Here is an 18,362-nt window from a genome sequence, read left to right as displayed (position 1 = left end):
CTATTTCTTAGGGACTTTGGCCACTTTTTTAGGAAGAAAGTGGCATAAAAACCGTCAAAATCAGGAATGGAATACCGCTTTTTAAGGTATTCGCGAACTATTCGTTTCTAAATCCAGCGCTTTTGGCCAGCCCTCTCAGCTAATTTTAAGGCCATCACTACCTGTATGCTAAAAGGGAGTAAATCCTGCCAGATGCTAATTTTTAAGAAAATTTATAAAAATTTCTTTACTACGCAAAAAGATTGCGCAGTAGCTTCTCACCTTTGTATTGTAACAATGAAACAAAGCTCTTTAAATATATGAAAGCTAAGCTTTTCCCCTTCGGGGGGAGAGCGAAAGATCTTCTCGGAGTAGAAGCGCGCAGGAGAAGGAAAGTTTGAGAACCAGATGAGGGTTTCTGTATAGCCCCATAGTGTGTAGCTCTTTGAGTCAACATATGCTGTCTCTGCCGGAATTTGTCTTGTACCTTAATCTAGGAGTCGTGGGTTCGAATCCCACATACAGTTCGCTGTATTAGTTCAGTTGGTTAGAACACTAGAATGGATTGAAACTCCATTTTATTCACAAGTAGGTCTCTTGTAAAAAAGATCACCACCCGGGAAGTCAGGCTAAGGGATCGGTGGAAAGCATCTTCGGATGTTGGAAACAGTTTCTTAAAAGCTATGCGTAAAGACGGATACCGTCATGAGCCTTTGTTTACTTTTTGTATAAGGCCAATCTGCAGATTTCCTTTCGAGGAATTCTCCGGAAACAGCCGATTACCAGAACTAGCTGAATGAATCCTGACTCAAGTTTTTTCCCGCTTTATAGGAATGATCCTGCGGAATGATTTCCCTTTTTTTTTAAAATGTGCCTTAGGGCTCAGTATACATGTAAACATAATTTTATAATCATGAAAAGAGTACGAATTGCTAAAGGTAAAGTAGCCCTTGTGATGAAAAGAGGTGAATATCAGCGATGCCTGGTAGATGGCGTGTACTGGATCGGTTTTTTCGAAGAAATCGTGATCTATGATATGGCCATGCCTTTTTTGACACAGATTGAATTGAATATTTTATTGCAAGATGCGAAACTAGCTTCCTTGCTGACTGTAATAGAAGTAAAAGATCATGAGGTTGCTCTGGTTTACAGAGACGGAATTTCTCAGGAAGTACTTCGTCCGGGCAGGTATGCTTTCTTCAAAGGGGTATGTGAATACACCTTTCAGAAAGTTGACCTAAGCAAGCCGGAAATCACCGAAGATATCGGCTTGAATACGCTGATGAAAGTATCGGTTTTGCCATACATCCGAACTTTTGAGGTAATGTCTTATGAGAAAGGTCTGCTTTTCAAAGAGGGCAAATACGTCAAAGACCTGGAGCCAGGTACCTATCGTTTCTGGAGAAATGCCATCAATATCGAAGTAAAGAAAGCTGACCTTCGACTCTTGCAGCAAGAAGTATTGGGGCAGGAAATTCTGACCAAAGACAAAGCCAATATTCGGGTGAACTTCCACACCGCTTATCGCATCGTGGATATCCACCAGGCTTTGATCGAGAACAAGGTCTATGATACTCAGTTGTACAGCCATGTGCAGTTGGCTTTGAGGGAGTATGTCGGTACCCTGACTTTGGATGAGTTGTTGGATAAAAAAGAATCAGTTTCTGAGTTTGTCCGCGAAATTCTGAAGGAGAAAAGCCAGTCTTTAGGTCTTGAGATCAAGGACTGTGGTATCAAGGACATCATCCTGCCGGGCGATATCAAGGAGATCATGAACAAAGTTCTGGTCGCTCAGAAAAACGCCCAGGCCAATACCATCACGCGAAGAGAGGAGACCGCTTCTACCCGAAGCTTGATGAATACCGCCAAGTTGATGGAGGAAAACGAGATGCTCTTCAAACTGAAGGAGATGGAGTACATGGAGAAGATCGCCGATAAGATCAATAGCATCACTGTGTCTGGGGGTTCTCAGGTCCTGGATCAATTGAGAGATATTTTTACGAAGTAAAAGGAAAGTCCGCTTTAGCCGGGCTTTTCTTTTTTATGTAAACAGCCTGTCATTCCGGAATCTAGCAGATATCCGGGATCTCTAGCTTTCATTTTGTTGGCGAGAGATCCCGGCTCTTGGATTAAGGCCGGGATGACAGATTATGTGAGTGTAATAGAACTCTTCCTCATCTCGAAGCTTGGCAATAGGAAGGCTTGCGTGCTGAGAGATCATGTATTATGCAAAACTCTACCTGCAGAATCTCTTGGCGCATAAGAGCCATCTCGCCTGCCAGCCTCAGGATGGTACAATCTTTAAGGTTTGTTTCCCCAAATCTCACTTTCAATTTGCTCTGCCAAAAAAAGCTTCTATTTTTGTAGCCCTTTTTACACAAACAAGCTTCCTCTATGTACTGCGGCCTCGACTTTGGGACCTCCAATACCTTGTGTGCAATTGACCATGGAGAACATGGGATGAAGTATATTTCTCTGGATGGAGGAAAATCGGACATCCCCTCCGTAGCTTTTTATCCTATTCATGATCTCCATCATCCCGTTTATGGGCGTCAGGCTCTGGAACTCTACATAAATGGAGAAGAAGGACGCCTCCTTCGCAGCTTTAAGCGACTGCTGGGAACCAAATATTTTGGCTCCGGGACCATGTTGACTTCCCGTTTTAAATTAAAGTTTCACGATCTCTTTCGAGATTTTATTCAACATGTCAAATCTCAGGCAGAAGAAGGTCTGGACGAAGAACTGAGCCATGTGGTAGTTGGAAGGCCTGTGCGCTTTTCAAATTTGGAGACTGCCCATAAAAGTGGAGAATCAGATTTGACGAAAGTGGCCCAGGCCATAGGATTTAAAGAAGTAGAGTTTCAATATGAACCTATAGCTGCTGCTTTTGCCCATGAGAGCCGCTTGTCCAAAGAACAATTGGCGATGGTCGTAGACCTGGGAGGGGGTACTTCTGATTTTTCGATCATTAGATTAGGACCTGAGAGGAAGGATAAGACTTCCCGGGAAGAGGATATACTCGCCAATAATGGGATCGCTTTAGGAGGGACAGATTTTGATAGTGTGCTTTCGGTGGGGCAGGTGATGGGGGAATTTGGCTATAAAAGTAAATATGGAGCGAAAAGATTGGCGGTTCCCAATTGGCCCTATAATGCTGCTTCAGATTGGAATCGTATCGCCCTTGAACTCTATCTGCGAAAGACCTTTTTGGCTATGAAAAATGTGATCACCGAAGCGGAGGCTCCGGAAAAATTACATCGCTTTCTTAAACTGATAGAAGAGAAACGGGCCCACCATCTCTTAAAAGAAGTAGAAAGTGCCAAAATTGAGCTTTCTGCAGATGCTCAATCAGAAATTCGGATAGATTTTATTGAGGAGGGATTAAAGGTTTCGGTCGAAAGGATGCAGTTTGAATCAGATCTGCAAGAGAAGATATCTTCCCTCAAAAGTACAGCAGAAGAGGCTTTGAGGCTTGCAGCTCTGGAAGCAAAAGATATTGAACTTATCATCCTGACGGGAGGTGCTAGTGCGGTTCCCGTGGTACGACAAGCCTTTATCGAACTTTTTCCAGCAGCAGAATTGAGTACAGACAATTTGCTAGGCAGTGTTTGTGAAGGCTTATTGTATGATGCTCGGAGAAAGTTTGCCTAAATGCCTCTTGCCTTTCTTTCAGCAGGTAAAAGGGCGTAATAAATAAAGCGATTTATCGGAACCTGAACGCCATATTTTTCTGCCAGTCTCAGTACACTCCCATTTTGATATTCCAGTTCGGAGGGTTTGCCTTCCCAAATATCTCTTGCCAAAGAGGCGGTAGCATCATAGGAAAATGAATCCATAAAGCTCATGCTCTGGTCCAGGTATTCCTCTTCGATCACAATTCCCATCTTACGTGCCAAAGCATGGATTTCCTCAATCATTTCTCGCAGCAATTGCCGACTTTCTGCTTGCTCCATGATCTGTCCATAACTGACTTTTCCTACCGCCAATAAAGCACTCGTACAAATGATGATGAATTTCTTCCAAATCTCAGCCTGTATATCCTGACAGGGATTGGCGCGAATGCCTGCTGCCCGCAATAAGTCGGCAATTTCATGGATGCGCTTTGAATCTGAGTTATCCCATTCCCCAAAATGAATCAGCGGATCAACAGAGAAATGATGAATATGTCCTGCTTTTGTGATTTTACTGATGATCCTGCACGTTCCCCCAAGAACATGTTTTTCACCAAAAACTTCTTTCAGTTCTTCATAGGCCATCACGCCATTTTGCAAAGGGATCACTGAAGTATCAGGCTTCAGAAGTGGGATTGCTTGTTCAGCCAGAGCTTTCAACTGCCAGGACTTTACCCCCATAAACATGAGATCCACCTTGCCGATTTCCTCTATCTTATCTGTGGCATTAACTTTCTCCAGAGAAAAATCTCCATTTATACTTTTGATATGAATCCCATGATTTTGCAATGCTGCTAAATGGGCTCCTCTGGCCAGAAAATGAACTTCATGTCCAGCTTTTGCTAGTCGGGCACCAAAATATCCTCCGGCACCTCCGCTTCCCAGAATGGCAATTTTCATATCTGAATTAAAAAAGCTCTGCTGCCTTATCCAAACTTATGCGAGCAAACTGATCAAGACTCCTGCAGCTACAGCCGAACCAATGACTCCAGAAATATTGCTGGCCATAGCATACTGTAGCAGATGGTTTTGGGGATCGTGCTTAAGCGCGATTTCATTTGCTACCCGTGAAGCCATAGGAACAGCACTCAGACCCGTAGCGCCGATCAGGGGATTGATTTTCTTTGCAGCGAAAAGGTTATAGGTTTTTACTGCGAAAATCCCCCCAGCCACAGAAATACAGAAGGCCAAAAAGCCGCCCAGGATAATCAGGAGCGTTTGGGAGTTTAGAAAGGTATTTGCTGTCATCGTCGCACCTACACAAAGGCCAAGAAATATGGTCGATATATTCATGATGGAACCGGAGGCTGCTTTATGTAAGCGCTCTGTCAGATTGCCAGCTTCCTTCAATAAGTTTCCAAACAGAAGCATGCCCACCAGGGGAACAGAGGAAGGAACCAAAATCGCAACCAGCGTTCCCAAAACAATAGGGAAGAGGATCTTGACCGACTTCATATTTTTGATCTCCCGTTTATTAGGGAAAAGCTTGTCCTGCTCCTTCATATTGATTTTTAGTTCCTTTTCGCCTGTTGTAAATCGAACTACAAAGGGAATAATCACAGGAACCAAAGCCATATAGGAGTAAGCTGCAATGGCAATCGGACCTAATAAATGAGGGGCCAGTTTCAGGGTGGTGAAAATGGCGGTAGGACCATCTGCTCCGCCTATGATACCCAATGAAGCAGCTTCCTTTATATCAAAACCTACGGCCAATGCCCCAAAGAGAACGCTGAAAATTCCGATCTGCGCAGCTGCTCCGAAAAAGGCCAGTCTCAGGTTCCTCAACATGGGACCAAAATCAGTAAGCGCACCTACTCCCATGAAGATCAGGGGAGGTAATAGTCCCGTTTTTAGCAGGGAATAATAGAGGAGATTCATGATCCCATATTTCTTGGTCAGTTCCAGCAGACCCATACTTTCAGCAGTTTCGGCATCGACTATGTCCATGCCGCCGCCGGGAAAGTTTGCGAGAAGAAGACCAAAAGCAATGGGAACCAGTAATAGGGGTTCAAATTCTTTCTTTATCCCTAAATAGAGGAGCCCAAATCCTATGAACAACATAAGCAGGCTGCCCGGTGAATCCAACAGAGGCTGGATCGCGGTCATTTCGTAGAGTTTTCCTAATAGATCCATTCGCCTTATTGTACCTTGATGAGGACATCATCTTCCTCAATTCCTGCCCCATTATTGGCACTTATTTCAACTACCTTTCCTGCCTGATCTGCTGAAATTGCATTAAAGACTTTCATGGATTCGATATAACCAATGACGTCTCCTTTATTAATGGAATCTCCTACTTTGATCGGAGTATCAGAACTTTCTTTGGTTAAATAAAAAGTCCCTTCCAGAGGAGCCAGGATTTCTTTATAGTTCCCATTTCCATTGGAGGAAGGCTTGTCAACTTTCACATGACCATTCCCATTGGAGCTTGCTAACTCTTTGTGGTCATAAGCAACAGAAACAGTAAATTTCTCCCCATTCACATCAAGGTGAAGAGTTTTAGGTTGAAAGTTCTCAGGTACTGCAGGAGCCGAAGATGTTTGTTTTTTTGCTTTCCTTTCTGCTAAATCTACTTCAAAATCAGCTTTGGCTTTACCCGATTTATAGGCTCTGTACTGCTGAGGATGCATTGCAAGTTCCATCAGCTCTTCATTGTCTTCTCCGAAATCCCAGCCTTCTTTCTTCATTTCTTCGCGGAAACTATCCAAAGTGTCTGGATATAGATCTTTGGGTTCTCCTGTAAAGAATTCTCTGCCCTGATCTGCTGCCAGTTCCTGTAATTCCGCACCCAGCTTGCCGGGAAGTTTACCCGATTTGCCCATGAGCATATCCCAGACATTATCGGCAATCATAGACCAGCGTTCTCTGCCTTTAGCCATCTGAAGGACATTCATCATGGCTACATTTTTTACATATTGGCTGTAAGGAGTAACCAGTGGAGGATATCCCATTTGCGGCCAGATGTATTCTACTTCTTTAAACAATCGAATGAGCAGCTCATCTTGTGTTAAGGTAGATTTTTCTCTTTTCGTCAACCATTTATTCAGACCACTGAGATTCTTTTCCAGATCGGCCATCAAACTTCCCATCATGCCTCCAGGTAATCCCGGGCCTATCAGGAGAGAGTTCATATATCGGTTACGGGGATTGATGTAGTATCCCAGAAAGTCGTCGATGAATTCCTGAGTCAGACTACGGACATGCATATAAGCATCCATATTGATATCCGGAACCGTGAATCCATCATCCTTGAGCATCTCATGTACCGTGAGTAAATCTGCATGACCTGTACCCCATGAAAGCGGTTCCATGCCTACATCAATGATATCTGCTCCTGCACGCGCTGCTTCCAAAGATGAAACTACGGAGAATCCGGGAGCAGAATGGCCATGATACTGAACGAGGGTATCCGGATATTTCTTTTTAATACCCGCTACCATTTTTCCTATAGAAGTGGGACGACCGATACCTGCCATGTCCTTGATGCAAATCTCATCGGCACCTGCTTCGATCAATTCATAGGCCATATTGACGTAATAGTCAACGGTATGAATCGGAGACCAGGTAATACTTAATGCCGCTTGGGCTACCATGCCTCCTTCTTTTGCGAAGCGGATAGAATCTTTGATGTTTCGGGTATCATTGAGTCCATCAAAGGAGCGAGATATGTCTGTACCTTGTAGCTTTTTTACCTTAAACATCAGCTTGCGCACATCTTCAGGTACCGGACTCATGCGTATGCCATTGAGCCCACGCTCCAACATTTGGGTTTGAATCCCAACATCATTGAAAGGCTGGGTCCATTCGCGGACACATTTATTGGGGTTTTCACCAAAAAGGAGGTTGATCTGTTCAAAGCCTCCTCCATTGGTTTCGACCCTTCTGAAACAACCCATTTCAATAATAGCCGGTGCTACACGGATTAACTGGTCGACACGTGGCAGGTACTTCCCGGAGGATTGCCACATATCTCGATATACTAAACAAAAATCAATACTCTTAGCCATAATGCCAGACGTCTATGTTGTATAATAATTGAGTGCTGAAAAAGTGAATTATACTCTAAGTGGATGGTTTTTTTGAGATCTCTCGGATCTTGGCTTTGCCAAGGGTACTGAGTTCAACAGCCGTAACTATGGCTGCCATAGTTGAGGGAGAGACCTGTGCAAGGGGGCTATCTTCCGTTTGGGGAAGATGCTCTTCGACAGTTACTAAAAATTTATTGGAGAATATTATGAGGGCATTTCCTGAGAGAACAACCAGCCCTAAAACCAGGAAGATACTGATCATCCCAATTCCCAGCAGACTTAGCGCTTCATTAAATGGCCCTGTGGATACGTTTAATAATAACGCATTCATAGTCACGAGTAGTAAGGTAGAATCTTAGAAACAGGATTTGGTCCTGCTAACTATATCTATCAAAGATATCTATAAATAAAGGGAATTCTAAAATATTTTGAGATAATGCCTCAAATTAAAGAGAATGAGCTCGAAAACTACTTTAAAGCCTTAATTGATCTTCCTGAAAGACTCGGGCGAGATTTTCCAATAAGATAGTTGCATGCTTCTCTCCGAAGGCTAATGGAGGCTTTATTTTGATCACATTATGGAGAGGACCATCTACGCTCATGAGGATTCCTCTTTCCCTCATTCTATTTGCCAAATAAGCACAGGCTTCTGCTGCGGGCTCTTTGCTTTCCTGATCCTTTACCATCTCAAATCCCAGAAATAAGCCATGTCCCCGGATATCTCCAATGATGGGATGTAGACCTTGTAGATCTCTCAAGCCCTTCAAGAGGATATCGCCTACATTTTTGGCGTGTGCCTGCAAATTTTCCTCCTGCACGATTTTCAAAACTTCTCTTCCAATGGTACAGGAAACCGGATTCCCACCGAAAGTATTGAAGTACTCCATCCCATTTGCAAAAGCCTCTGCAATTTCTGGTCGACAAACCACTGCTCCCAGTGGATGTCCATTTCCTATGGGTTTTCCCATACTGACAATATCCGGCACCACTCCCTGCAATTCAAAACCCCAGAATTGATCTCCCACTCTTCCGAATCCTACTTGAACTTCGTCGGCTATACATATTCCCCCTGCATCGCGAACAGCTTTATAGGCATGCTTTAGATAAGTAGGTGGCAATACAATTTGGCCGCCGCAACTGAGGATGCTTTCGTGGATGAAAGCAGCAAAGCCTCTTCCCTTTTCCTGTAGTTTGCTTATTTTTTGTTGAATATGGGACGCATATTTTTCGCCTGCATCAGGATCATCATAGGCATATAATCCCCGATATCCATCAGGCATAGGAGTAATATGAATAAAATCCTCCGGGCCATTTCCTCCCTTCGCATTGAATTTATAGGGACTGATCTCAATACATGCCTGGGTATTCCCGTGATAGCCAACGTCAACTACCAGCATATCTTTCTGCCGGTTGTAGGTTCTTGCCATCCTCAGAGCGAGTTCATTGGCTTCACTGCCAGAATTTACAAAGAAAGCTACCGAGAGAGGATCAGGCAGGCTGGCAGTTAATTCTTCCGCAAAGGCAATAATCTGCTCATGTAGATAGCGGGTATTGGTATTGAGAATGGCCATCTGCTTTTGTGCAGCACGAACTATTCGGGGATGCTGGTGTCCGACATGAGGAACATTATTGACCGTATCGAGATATCTTCTGCCATCTCTGGCATAAAGGTATTGGAGATAGGCCCTTTCCATATGTAAAGGCTTTTCGTAAGAAAGGCTCAGATTTTTCCCTAAATGTGCTTTTCGTTTTGCCAGCAACTCATCTTTTTCTCTTTTTTGAATTGGCTGATAAAGGCTTCCTGTGATTAATTGAGGATCGGGACAAATACTCAGCCAGGTCTTTCTTTGATGGGGAAAGGCAACTCCAGGAAAATCACCAACTTTCCCCAACATATCCAGCATGATTTGAAAGTGCAAATGCGGAGGCCACATTCCATTTATCCTTCTATTTCCGATTTTTGCAAAGCTTTCTCCTCCTTCTATCCTTTGCCCAACTTCCAGTCCTTCAATAGAATCAAGGCTGAGATGACCATACAGGGTATAAAAAGTTAATTCCTTATTTATCTCATGCTCCAGGATTATGGTAGGTCCATAGTCGCGTTCGAAATCATTGTTGTGGAAACTGTGAACCTTTCCCGCCAGAGGTGCATGTATCTCCGTTTCTGCAGGCAGGAAGACATCCAGTCCTATATGTAAAGTCCGCCAAATGGAGCCATTGTTTCCCTGGATCTCATAAGCATCTGTGGTGTAAACAGGTCTGATTTCATCATATTTTCCTATCCCCAGATCAGTTTCAGCTACTCCAAGAATGTCTATTACTTTTTTATCAAAACTTTCAATGCTGTCAAAATCACCATTGTTCCCTAACTCCAGACTACCAACACCCAAATCGAATATGTGCTTTGCTTCTTTGTTTATGTTCCGCTTAAATAAAGGAGAAAAGCTTGCCATTAATGCCCAATCTCTGAAGCTTGATGTTTTGGGATGAGGAGTGAAACCACAAACTTCACGGAAACGATATTCAACGAAATTTGGAGAAAGTCGATAAAATTTATCCAGGAGTTCCCATGCTGGTTTCTCACTGATCAATAAATATTCATTGTCGGGATGCTCGTGCTTATTCCTCGCTGAACAGGTAACACTGATCAAGAGCCTCGCACATACCAGAGGAAAGAGCGCTTGCAGTTCCTCTTCTCTCAGTGGAAACTCCTGATGGAAGCCTTTTAGAATCGGAAGGGCAGCTTCCAGTGGATCTTCTTTTCCCATACATGCATAGGCCATTGCAACAGCCAGTTCATTGACAGTATATGAAAAGATCGCATCGCCAAAATCTATCAGAGAACTTACAATTCCTTTTTTTGGATCGACGAGGATATTATAATCATTTGCATCATTGTGGATGAGGCTTTTTCTGAGTAAATCTTTGAGAGGAAGCACTCTTTCTTTAAATAGATACAGGAAGAAATCAGCTTTTTCTCTTTGGGGGGGATTTGTAAAAAAATGAAAATCCTTTTCCACCCAAACGGCTTCCTTCACATCCCACTTAAACCATCTGTGGCCGACCTCATGGTCAAAGCCTTGCAGATGTTTGCTATAAAGCCCGCAAATTGTTCCGAGACTCTGAAGCAAATCTTCGCTATGGGGATTTACCTCAGCCCAGAGTTTTCCCGGAACCCAGCTCAGCAGCCTTTGCATACGCTTTTCTCCCTCCTGAGAAATAAAGCTTCCTATTTCTTCTCCAGCCAGATTGTCTTGAACTTTGGGTAAAACCATGTCCGGAGACTTACTGGCCAGAAAGCGGAACATGGCATTTTGCATGTGGAGGTTCTTTCTGTCGGAATCGGCGGAGGCTATTTTGAGGATGTATTCTGCGCCTTCATCTGATTTTAGGTAGTAATTATAGTCTACCTCGCCTGCGAGTTTTTTTGCTGTGCACTTAATTCCATAGTGCTCAGATACCCAAATAGATATGTAGTCAGTAGTGGGGATTTTCATGCATCGAAGATATCAAATTGGTGTAAAAAAGCCTGTCAGACTTGATATTTTATGCAAAAAAAAGCCATTGGGAAGTGAACAATAACTATTTCACAAAATGAATAGTTTTTTTGTGAAAAATATAGTATCTTTATATTCCTTGAGACTAAGAGCTAATCGGACCAATTTTTCTTAAGTTAATAGCTGTTTCAAGTCTCCATTCTTGTAGTCCTATTTGGGAACCATCCTATTCTTACTGATCCTGTTTGTCGCCTTGCCCTGGCCCCTGTGCCTACATTCTTTTACTATTGCAACCTGCCTGGATTTTGACAAACAAACCCTATGAGAAACAGGTTGTTTACGTTATTGTTTCGGATAGATAAAGCTCCCAAAGGGGAGCTGGCTACGGTATCCGACCTTAAAAAATACTTGTTTGATAGGCTGGTAATGGTGTCCCTGCTTACCAGCCTTCCTCTGATCCTATTCCTGATTCTTTTTGAGACTTATCCTCTTGGAATAGCTTTCTGCATTATTGGTATATTCTTTCTGATTATCAGTCTGCTTTATTACCGGGAAATTCGGAGACCTGCCATGCTTGTCAGCATGATTGTTTTGTTTCCGCTCGCCACTATATTGGCTGTCATTGCCCAACCCATTCCTGCACTCGCTATTACGCAGTTTGCCTATTTCCTGATCGCATATCTTTCCGGAATGCTCAAGAAGGTGCCTTTGTGGGGCAAACTTCTTCTTTTGAGTTGTATCTTTTTAAGTGCAAGTTCTTTCTTGTTTATAGATCCTCTCCTGAAGTTTGAGCATATCATCATTGTCAATGCTTATTTTATTCTGAAAGCCTTTTTGCTCCAAATCATTTTCATCTATATCTACCAAAATTATTTCGAGCGAAACCAACATAAATTGAAACTGGATCAACAGGATTTGCGATTCAACCTAAAACACTTGAAAATCGCGCCCTGGAGATATTCGTTTAGCAACCAAAAGTTTAAGGCATCTTCCCTTTTCCGGAGCACTTTTGGATACGAAGCGCAGGATGTCCTTGAGATTGAAGAAGCTTTGATCAATCGAATTCCAGCTGAATACCGAAAAAGCCTGATTCAGGCATTAGAGAATCCTGAGGAATGTAGAACCCTTGATTTTATCTATAGCATAGAAAACAAAGGGGAAAAGAAATATTTCCATTTGAGAGGGGAGAGCAATTTCGATGAAGATGGAAGAGCGGATGAATTTTTTGGGTCCATTGAAGATGTCAGTGCTCGTATGCGCAAAGCCGAAGAGGTAGCTTATTCTCAATCTTTATTGGCGGCAACTCTGGATTCCTCTGTAAACGGAATTCTCGTCATAGACAGAAGAGGAAAAGTACAGGAATATAATCGCAAGTACCTTGAAATGTGGGATACCTCTGTTGAAAATATTGAAGGGAAAAAATTGATGGAATTGGTATCGGAGATGCCTGTGAGATTGGAAAATCCAGAGGTTTTTTACCGGGATGTCGAAGAGGTATTGAAAGATAATCGGGCAGAGACTTTTACAGAAATCCGCCTGGAGGACGGTAAAATATTTGAAGTTCATTCTAAGCCCCATTTACATAAAGGGAAAGTGGTGGGAAGAGTGCTATCCTTCAGGGATATAACTTCTCAAAAACGAGATGAGACTTTACTCAAAAATAATGAAGAGAAATATCGGACGCTATTTGAATCTTCTGCCGATGGGATTCTCTTACTGGATTTGGAGGGGCGGAAAGCGATTGATTGTAATGAGCAAATGCTTCAGCTCTTTGAAGCCAGCCGCGATGAAATCCTGCATGCAAATACCCTCACTTTTAGTCCCAAATTTCAGCCTGATGGTAAGACCAGCATAGAAAAGAGGGAAGAAGTCTTTCAGATAGATAAAGCCCAATCAGAGATCAGGCGTTTTGAATGGCAGTATGTCAGCAAGTTTGGCAATAGCTTTGACGCTGAGGTAATTGTTTCGCCTTTTGAATTTCAGGGAAGGGCCCATGCGATCCATATTATTCGGGATATCTCAGAACGGAAGGCTTTGATGAAAGAACTCGAACAAAAGAACAGTACGCTGGAAGAAAAGGTCAAAGAAAGAACCCTTCATCTGGAAATGATCAATGCTGAACTTAAGCGTTCGAATGATGACCTGGAACAATTTGCTTATGCAGCATCCCACGACCTGAAAGAACCCCTGCGAATGGTAGGTAATTTTGTAGGCTTACTGGCGAGAGATTATGAAGAAAATCTGGATCCGAAGGCACATCGATACATTCGTTTTGCGACAGAAGGGGTAAAGCGGATGACCGAGCAAATGAAAGGCCTACTGGAGTTTTCTCTGATGGGGCGTTCAGAAATGAACCTCAAAGACACGGACTTAAATACAGTCTTGAAAAAGAATGTTCTCAATCTTTCGGTCTTTCTAGAAGAAAAGAGCGGGACAGTTCACCTACCGGAAAAAAGCACCCAATTGAGTTGTGAGCCCGTGATGTTGGGCATTCTGTTCCACAACCTGATTTCCAATGCCCTGAAATTCAACAAAAGTGAGCATCCACAAGTATGGATCAAATACCGCCATGTCGGTGCATTTGTTAAAATTTGTGTCAGGGACAATGGCATTGGAATTTCGGAAGACAATCAGAAAAAGATCTTTGAGATCTTCAAACGCCTCCATCGTCCCAATGAGTTTGAAGGAACAGGTATCGGCCTGGCTATGTGTAGAAAAATTGTACATAGGCATGGAGGAGATATCTGGGTAGAGTCTGAGCCCGGCAAAGGAAGTGTTTTCTGCTTTACCCTACCTAGCCGTAAACTCGTCAATCCAGAAGCCAATATGCAAATGAGCCTCAAGCACTAGGATATTTGGGCTTTCAATTTCGACTCATGCGATAATTTGTAAATAATCAGTAGTTTTAGGTTCCGGCAAAAGGATCTAACTATGATTGTTCGCAAGACGCTGCTATTTCTCTTCTTACTTTTCTTCTCTCAAGATATATTGGCAAAAATTGCTTTGCCCTCTCTTTTTCAGGATGGGATGGTATTGCAGCAAAACTCATATGCCAATATATGGGGAAATGCTGCGGCGGGAGAAGCGATAGAAGTCTTTGCGAGTTGGGACAGTATCGGTACCACTACTTTTGCTGATACCAAAGGAAAATGGCTGGTTCAAATTCCTACGCCTGAAGCCGGTGGACCTTATCGGATTTTGATAAAGGGAGAGGATCAGGTAGAAATAAAAGATGTCCTGATCGGAGAGGTTTGGATCGCTTCAGGTCAATCAAATATGGAATGGCCCCTGGAAATGACGGAGGGAGGAAAAGCGGAGGTTGGGCGTGCAAATTCTCCAAGGATCCGAATTTTCAAAGTCAAGAAAACGGTTTCCTCTACTCCTCGCATTGATTGTGAAGGCAGTTGGCAGGAAGTAAATAGTTCGCAAATTGCTGATAAAAGTGCGGTAGCCTGGTACTTTGCCCGTAAGTTGGAGGAAGAGCTTGACATCCCTATTGGGATCATCCAAACAGCATGGGGAGGTACACCCGCTGAGGCCTGGACCCCACGGGATGCCTTGGAAAGTCAGGCAGATTTCCAGCCAATGATGCGGGCATTTGATGAAGCTCTTAGCCGACATCGCGAATTTCCAAACCAATACCCTGACCCTATACAGGCTAAAAATCCCGGTATTTTATACAATTCCATGCTTTCACCTTTGATCCCATTTACCATTCGAGGGGTTATTTGGTACCAGGGAGAATCAAATACCTATGATCCCTGGCTATATCGCAAACTCTTTCCATTTATGGTTCAGAGCTGGAGGAGAAATTGGGGCTATCGCTTTTCTTTTTATTATGTACAGATCGCACCTTTCAAATATGCGACTCCTCTTTCCGGTACAGGTATCCGGGAAGCCCAGGATTATAGCCAAAGAATTGCACGTTCGGGTATGGTGAGTACAATGGATCTGGGCAATCCCGAGGATATACATCCCCGAAAGAAACAAGCCGTTGGAGAGCGACTGGCAAATATGGCCCTCGTCAAGGACTATGAAAAGACAGGAATTCCCATTAGCGGGCCGGTTTTTAAAGAAGCTAAACAGATAGGGGATAAACTGGAAGTGTCCTTTTCTTTTGCTGAAAGTGGCTTGAGGCTACAGGATGATGAAACGAATTTCACTATCGCGGGAGAAGATCGAATATTCTATCCTGCAAAAGCGGAAATAATCGAAGATAAGATCGTGCTAAGCAGTCCGAAGGTAAGCAGTCCCCTGGCTTGCCGCTATGCCTGGAAGGATGAGGCTGAAGCGAGCCTCTTTAATCAGGATGGCCTACCTGCTTCTTCCTTTCGATCAGACAAATGGCCCGTCTTTTTTAGCAAGGTTCAAATCAATCCCAGCTATAATGCTTCTCTGGGGGAGTTTGAAGTGAATTTGAGTTATGCCGGTAGTGAGCCACATAGAATTAGATATACCATAAATGGGGTGGAGCCTTCTCTCAAGAGTCCTCTTTATGAGAAAGCCTTCCTTGTGAAAGCTCCTTTGGATATAAAAGCGGTTGCTGCAGGGGAAAATAGCCTCGCCAGTTTTGTCAGTAGCCAAAGTATTTTTCTCAATAGGGCCTGGGAAGGAAAAATCATTAGACAAACCAAAGCAAATCCCACCTATGCAGGCAAGGGAAGCAATACCCTCATCAATGGAGTCGAAGCACAGAATGGATTTCTCGATCCGGAATGGCTGGGATATCGGGATAAAGAAGTTGAAGTTGTGATGGATTTTGGGGAGAAAAAACAGTTCCAGGCAGTTCACCTGAGATTTATCCAGCAGCTAAATGCGCTCATCGATATTCCTGAAAAAATCGAAGTTTTGTACTCCTCTAATGGAAAGAAATACAAATTGCTGGAGGAAAGAAAAGGGCTGACAGAAGAGGTGGATGATCGGAATGAATACAAACTCTTTAATCACAGCATCAATTTGGAAAGCAGGAAAATCAGGTTTCTTAAAATCCGACTTAGACGATCAGATGCAGAAAGCCATCACTGGGTTTTTTGGGATGAAGTCAGGCTTGAGTAGCTCCCACTTCTTAATCTGCCCAAATTTTCCGAATTTGAAGACTGGATCTATTTCTATATGAAAGACTACTACCCCTATCTCATCAGCCTATCATTGGTATTGCTTGTAATACTGGCATTGGCTCTGACTCCCGGAGTTCCAGAAGCCACAGGAAAGGTACATCCTGAATTCAAAACCATGCTTCACAGTTCCAATAGCCAGGCTAGTTCAGCAGCTATCCGATATTTGGGATTTGCCTTTGGCCTGGGGATCATTGGCATCTTTGGAGCAAGTCTTTTTTGGGGCAGCAAAAGAGCCAAGGATGGAGGCTTCAAAAGAAGTGATCTTCTGATCGGTATGGGGATTTACTTTATAACGTATTGTGGGCTCGTCTTCAGTTCCTGGCAATACGATCATGTAGAAGCACCCATTTGGGGAGGGCTACCCATACCAACGGCCTGGATGTTGTATGGGATCTGGTTCGTTCCGGTAGTTTTTATCTACCTCTATGTACGGGGATTTGAAAAGCATGTGATTTCTCCGGAAGAAGAAGAAGCTTTTCAGAAAATCATTAGAGATAGAACCCAAAGAAATCAGACTGAATAAGAAATTATGAGCGATACGATACAAACCGCAGCAAGCCCGATTCGAACGGGAGCAGAATATATTGAAAGTTTAAGGGGAAGAGGATTGGAGATTTACCTCTTTGGCGAAAAAGTAAAAGAACCGGTAGATCATCCCATGATCCGACCTTCTATTAATGCCGTAGCCAAGACCTATGATTTAGGAGTCAGTAATCCAGAGCTGGCTACCGTAATTTCTCCTTTTACCGGAGAAAGGATCAGTCGCTTTCTCCATGTATGTACCAGTAAAAAAGACCTGGTCATGCAAAACAAAATGCAGCGAAAACTGGGCCAACTCACGGGGACCTGTTTCCAGCGCTGTGTAGGCATGGATGCTTTCAATTCTCTCTATTCGGTTACCTATGAGATGGATGAAAAACATCAGAGCCCTTATCATGATCGCTTGAAAAAATTCCTGACCCATGTGCATAAAAACAACTATGTGATAGGAGGTGCGATGACGGATGTGAAAGGGGATAGAAGCTTGCCACCGCATTTACAAGCTGATCAGGACCTCTATGTGCATGTTACAAAACGAAGCGCAGAGGGGGTATATATCACCGGAGCAAAGGCACACCAAACGGGTTGTATCAATTCGCATTGGCTACTCATCATGCCTACTACTCGATTGGGAGAAAAAGACAAGGATTTTGCGATAATAGGAGCCATTCCTGTAGATGCTCCGGGCATCACCTATATCTATGGGCGTCAGTCCTGTGATACGAGAGCAATGGAAGGAGGGAGTCTCGATGTAGGGAATGCCAAATACGGAGGACAAGAGGCCATGATTATCCTGGAAGATGTCTTCATTCCGAATGAGTATATTTTTATGGATGGAGAATATGAATTTGCCAGTATGCTGGTCGAGCGATTTACTTCCTATCATCGCAGGAGCTATGTCTGTAAATCCGGAGTAGGAGATGTATTGATTGGCGCGGCTGCCAGCATAGCTGAGTATAATGGAACTGCCAAAGCCTCCCATATCAAAGACAAACTCATAGAGATGACCCATCTCAATGAAACCATCTATGCTACGGGAATAGCGGCTTCTCATCAAGGCTTCGAAACCAAATCCGGAGCCTATATCTGCGATGACATGATCGCCAATGTGTGCAAACATCACGTAACCAAAATGCCCTATGAAATCGGGCGACTAGCCCAGGATTTGGCCGGTGGCCTGGTGGCAACCATGCCAAGTGAAAAAGACCTCAATCATCCGGAGATCGGCAAGTTGTTGAGGAAGTACCTGAAGGCAAGAGAAGACGTAGATACGGAAGATCGAATGCGGATTCTGCGCTTGATTGAGAATATGACGCTAGGACGAAATGCCGTAGGCTATTTGACCGAAAGTATGCATGGAGCAGGATCGCCCCAAGCCCAAAGAATCATGATTGCCCGATCCATGCAATTAGCGTATAAGAAACGCCTGGCAAAAGTTCTGGCAGGAATTGAACTAGAAGGAGACAAGGATAGCATAGGCGAAGAACTGGGAAGCTACTTCGCCAGAGTATTTAAGATTGAAGGTTAAGC

At 43.5% G+C, this 18,362-nt stretch carries 11 protein-coding genes; 6 read left to right on the top strand and 5 right to left on the bottom strand.

What is annotated here, in order from left to right; all coding sequences use genetic code 11:
• The first annotated feature begins 892 nt into the window (after positions 1-892).
• Positions 893-1,987 carry a slipin family protein gene (locus R8P61_18160; GenBank protein MDW3649000.1) on the top strand — a complete coding sequence of 365 codons (1,095 nt, stop codon included), beginning with the start codon at positions 893-895 and terminating at the stop codon, positions 1,985-1,987.
• 386 nt (positions 1,988-2,373) lie between these two features.
• On the top strand, positions 2,374-3,630 hold the full coding sequence (locus R8P61_18155; GenBank protein MDW3648999.1) for an Hsp70 family protein: 1,257 nt from the start codon (positions 2,374-2,376) through the stop codon (positions 3,628-3,630).
• Here R8P61_18155 and R8P61_18150 read toward each other — a convergent pair.
• From R8P61_18150 to R8P61_18130, 5 genes are all read right to left on the bottom strand, one after another.
• Complete coding sequence (locus R8P61_18150; protein MDW3648998.1) at positions 3,627-4,550, bottom strand: 2-dehydropantoate 2-reductase; 924 nt, start codon at positions 4,548-4,550, stop codon at positions 3,627-3,629. The genes R8P61_18155 and R8P61_18150 overlap by 4 nt on opposite strands.
• Before the next feature lie 36 nt (positions 4,551-4,586).
• Positions 4,587-5,783 (bottom strand): sodium ion-translocating decarboxylase subunit beta, encoded by a 1,197-nt coding sequence (locus R8P61_18145; protein MDW3648997.1) that lies wholly within the window; start codon positions 5,781-5,783, stop codon positions 4,587-4,589.
• A 5-nt stretch (positions 5,784-5,788) separates the two neighbouring features.
• Positions 5,789-7,657 (bottom strand): biotin/lipoyl-containing protein, encoded by a 1,869-nt coding sequence (locus R8P61_18140; protein ID MDW3648996.1) that lies wholly within the window; start codon positions 7,655-7,657, stop codon positions 5,789-5,791.
• A 55-nt stretch (positions 7,658-7,712) separates the two neighbouring features.
• On the bottom strand, positions 7,713-8,009 hold the full coding sequence (locus tag R8P61_18135) for a hypothetical protein (GenBank protein MDW3648995.1): 297 nt from the start codon (positions 8,007-8,009) through the stop codon (positions 7,713-7,715).
• Positions 8,010-8,151: 142 nt separating this feature from the next.
• The gene (locus R8P61_18130; GenBank protein ID MDW3648994.1) at positions 8,152-11,175 is read right to left on the bottom strand and encodes an aminotransferase class III-fold pyridoxal phosphate-dependent enzyme; all 3,024 of its coding nucleotides are present in this window, start codon (positions 11,173-11,175) and stop codon (positions 8,152-8,154) included.
• Positions 11,176-11,496: 321 nt separating this feature from the next.
• On the opposite strand from R8P61_18130, the gene R8P61_18125 reads away from it, so the two are divergent.
• The 4 genes from R8P61_18125 to R8P61_18110 all read left to right on the top strand — a co-directional run bounded on the left by R8P61_18125 (position 11,497) and on the right by R8P61_18110 (position 18,360).
• Positions 11,497-14,025, top strand: a complete 2,529-nt coding sequence (locus R8P61_18125; GenBank protein MDW3648993.1) for a PAS domain S-box protein — start codon at positions 11,497-11,499, stop codon at positions 14,023-14,025.
• An 81-nt stretch (positions 14,026-14,106) separates the two neighbouring features.
• Positions 14,107-16,230 carry a sialate O-acetylesterase gene (locus R8P61_18120; GenBank protein MDW3648992.1) on the top strand — a complete coding sequence of 708 codons (2,124 nt, stop codon included), beginning with the start codon at positions 14,107-14,109 and terminating at the stop codon, positions 16,228-16,230.
• Positions 16,231-16,287: 57 nt separating this feature from the next.
• Positions 16,288-16,815, top strand: coding sequence for a hypothetical protein (locus R8P61_18115; protein MDW3648991.1), 528 nt, complete (start codon positions 16,288-16,290; stop codon positions 16,813-16,815).
• Between the two features lie 6 nt (positions 16,816-16,821).
• The gene (locus R8P61_18110) at positions 16,822-18,360 is read left to right on the top strand and encodes a 4-hydroxyphenylacetate 3-hydroxylase N-terminal domain-containing protein (protein ID MDW3648990.1); all 1,539 of its coding nucleotides are present in this window, start codon (positions 16,822-16,824) and stop codon (positions 18,358-18,360) included.
• The last annotated feature ends 2 nt before the right edge of the window (positions 18,361-18,362 follow it).

This window comes from Bacteroidia bacterium, assembly GCA_033391075.1.
Classification (GTDB): domain Bacteria; phylum Bacteroidota; class Bacteroidia; order J057; family J057; genus JAWPMV01.
The sequence above is the reverse complement of the archived record's forward strand: the minus strand, read 5'-3'. Positions and strand labels throughout refer to the sequence as shown.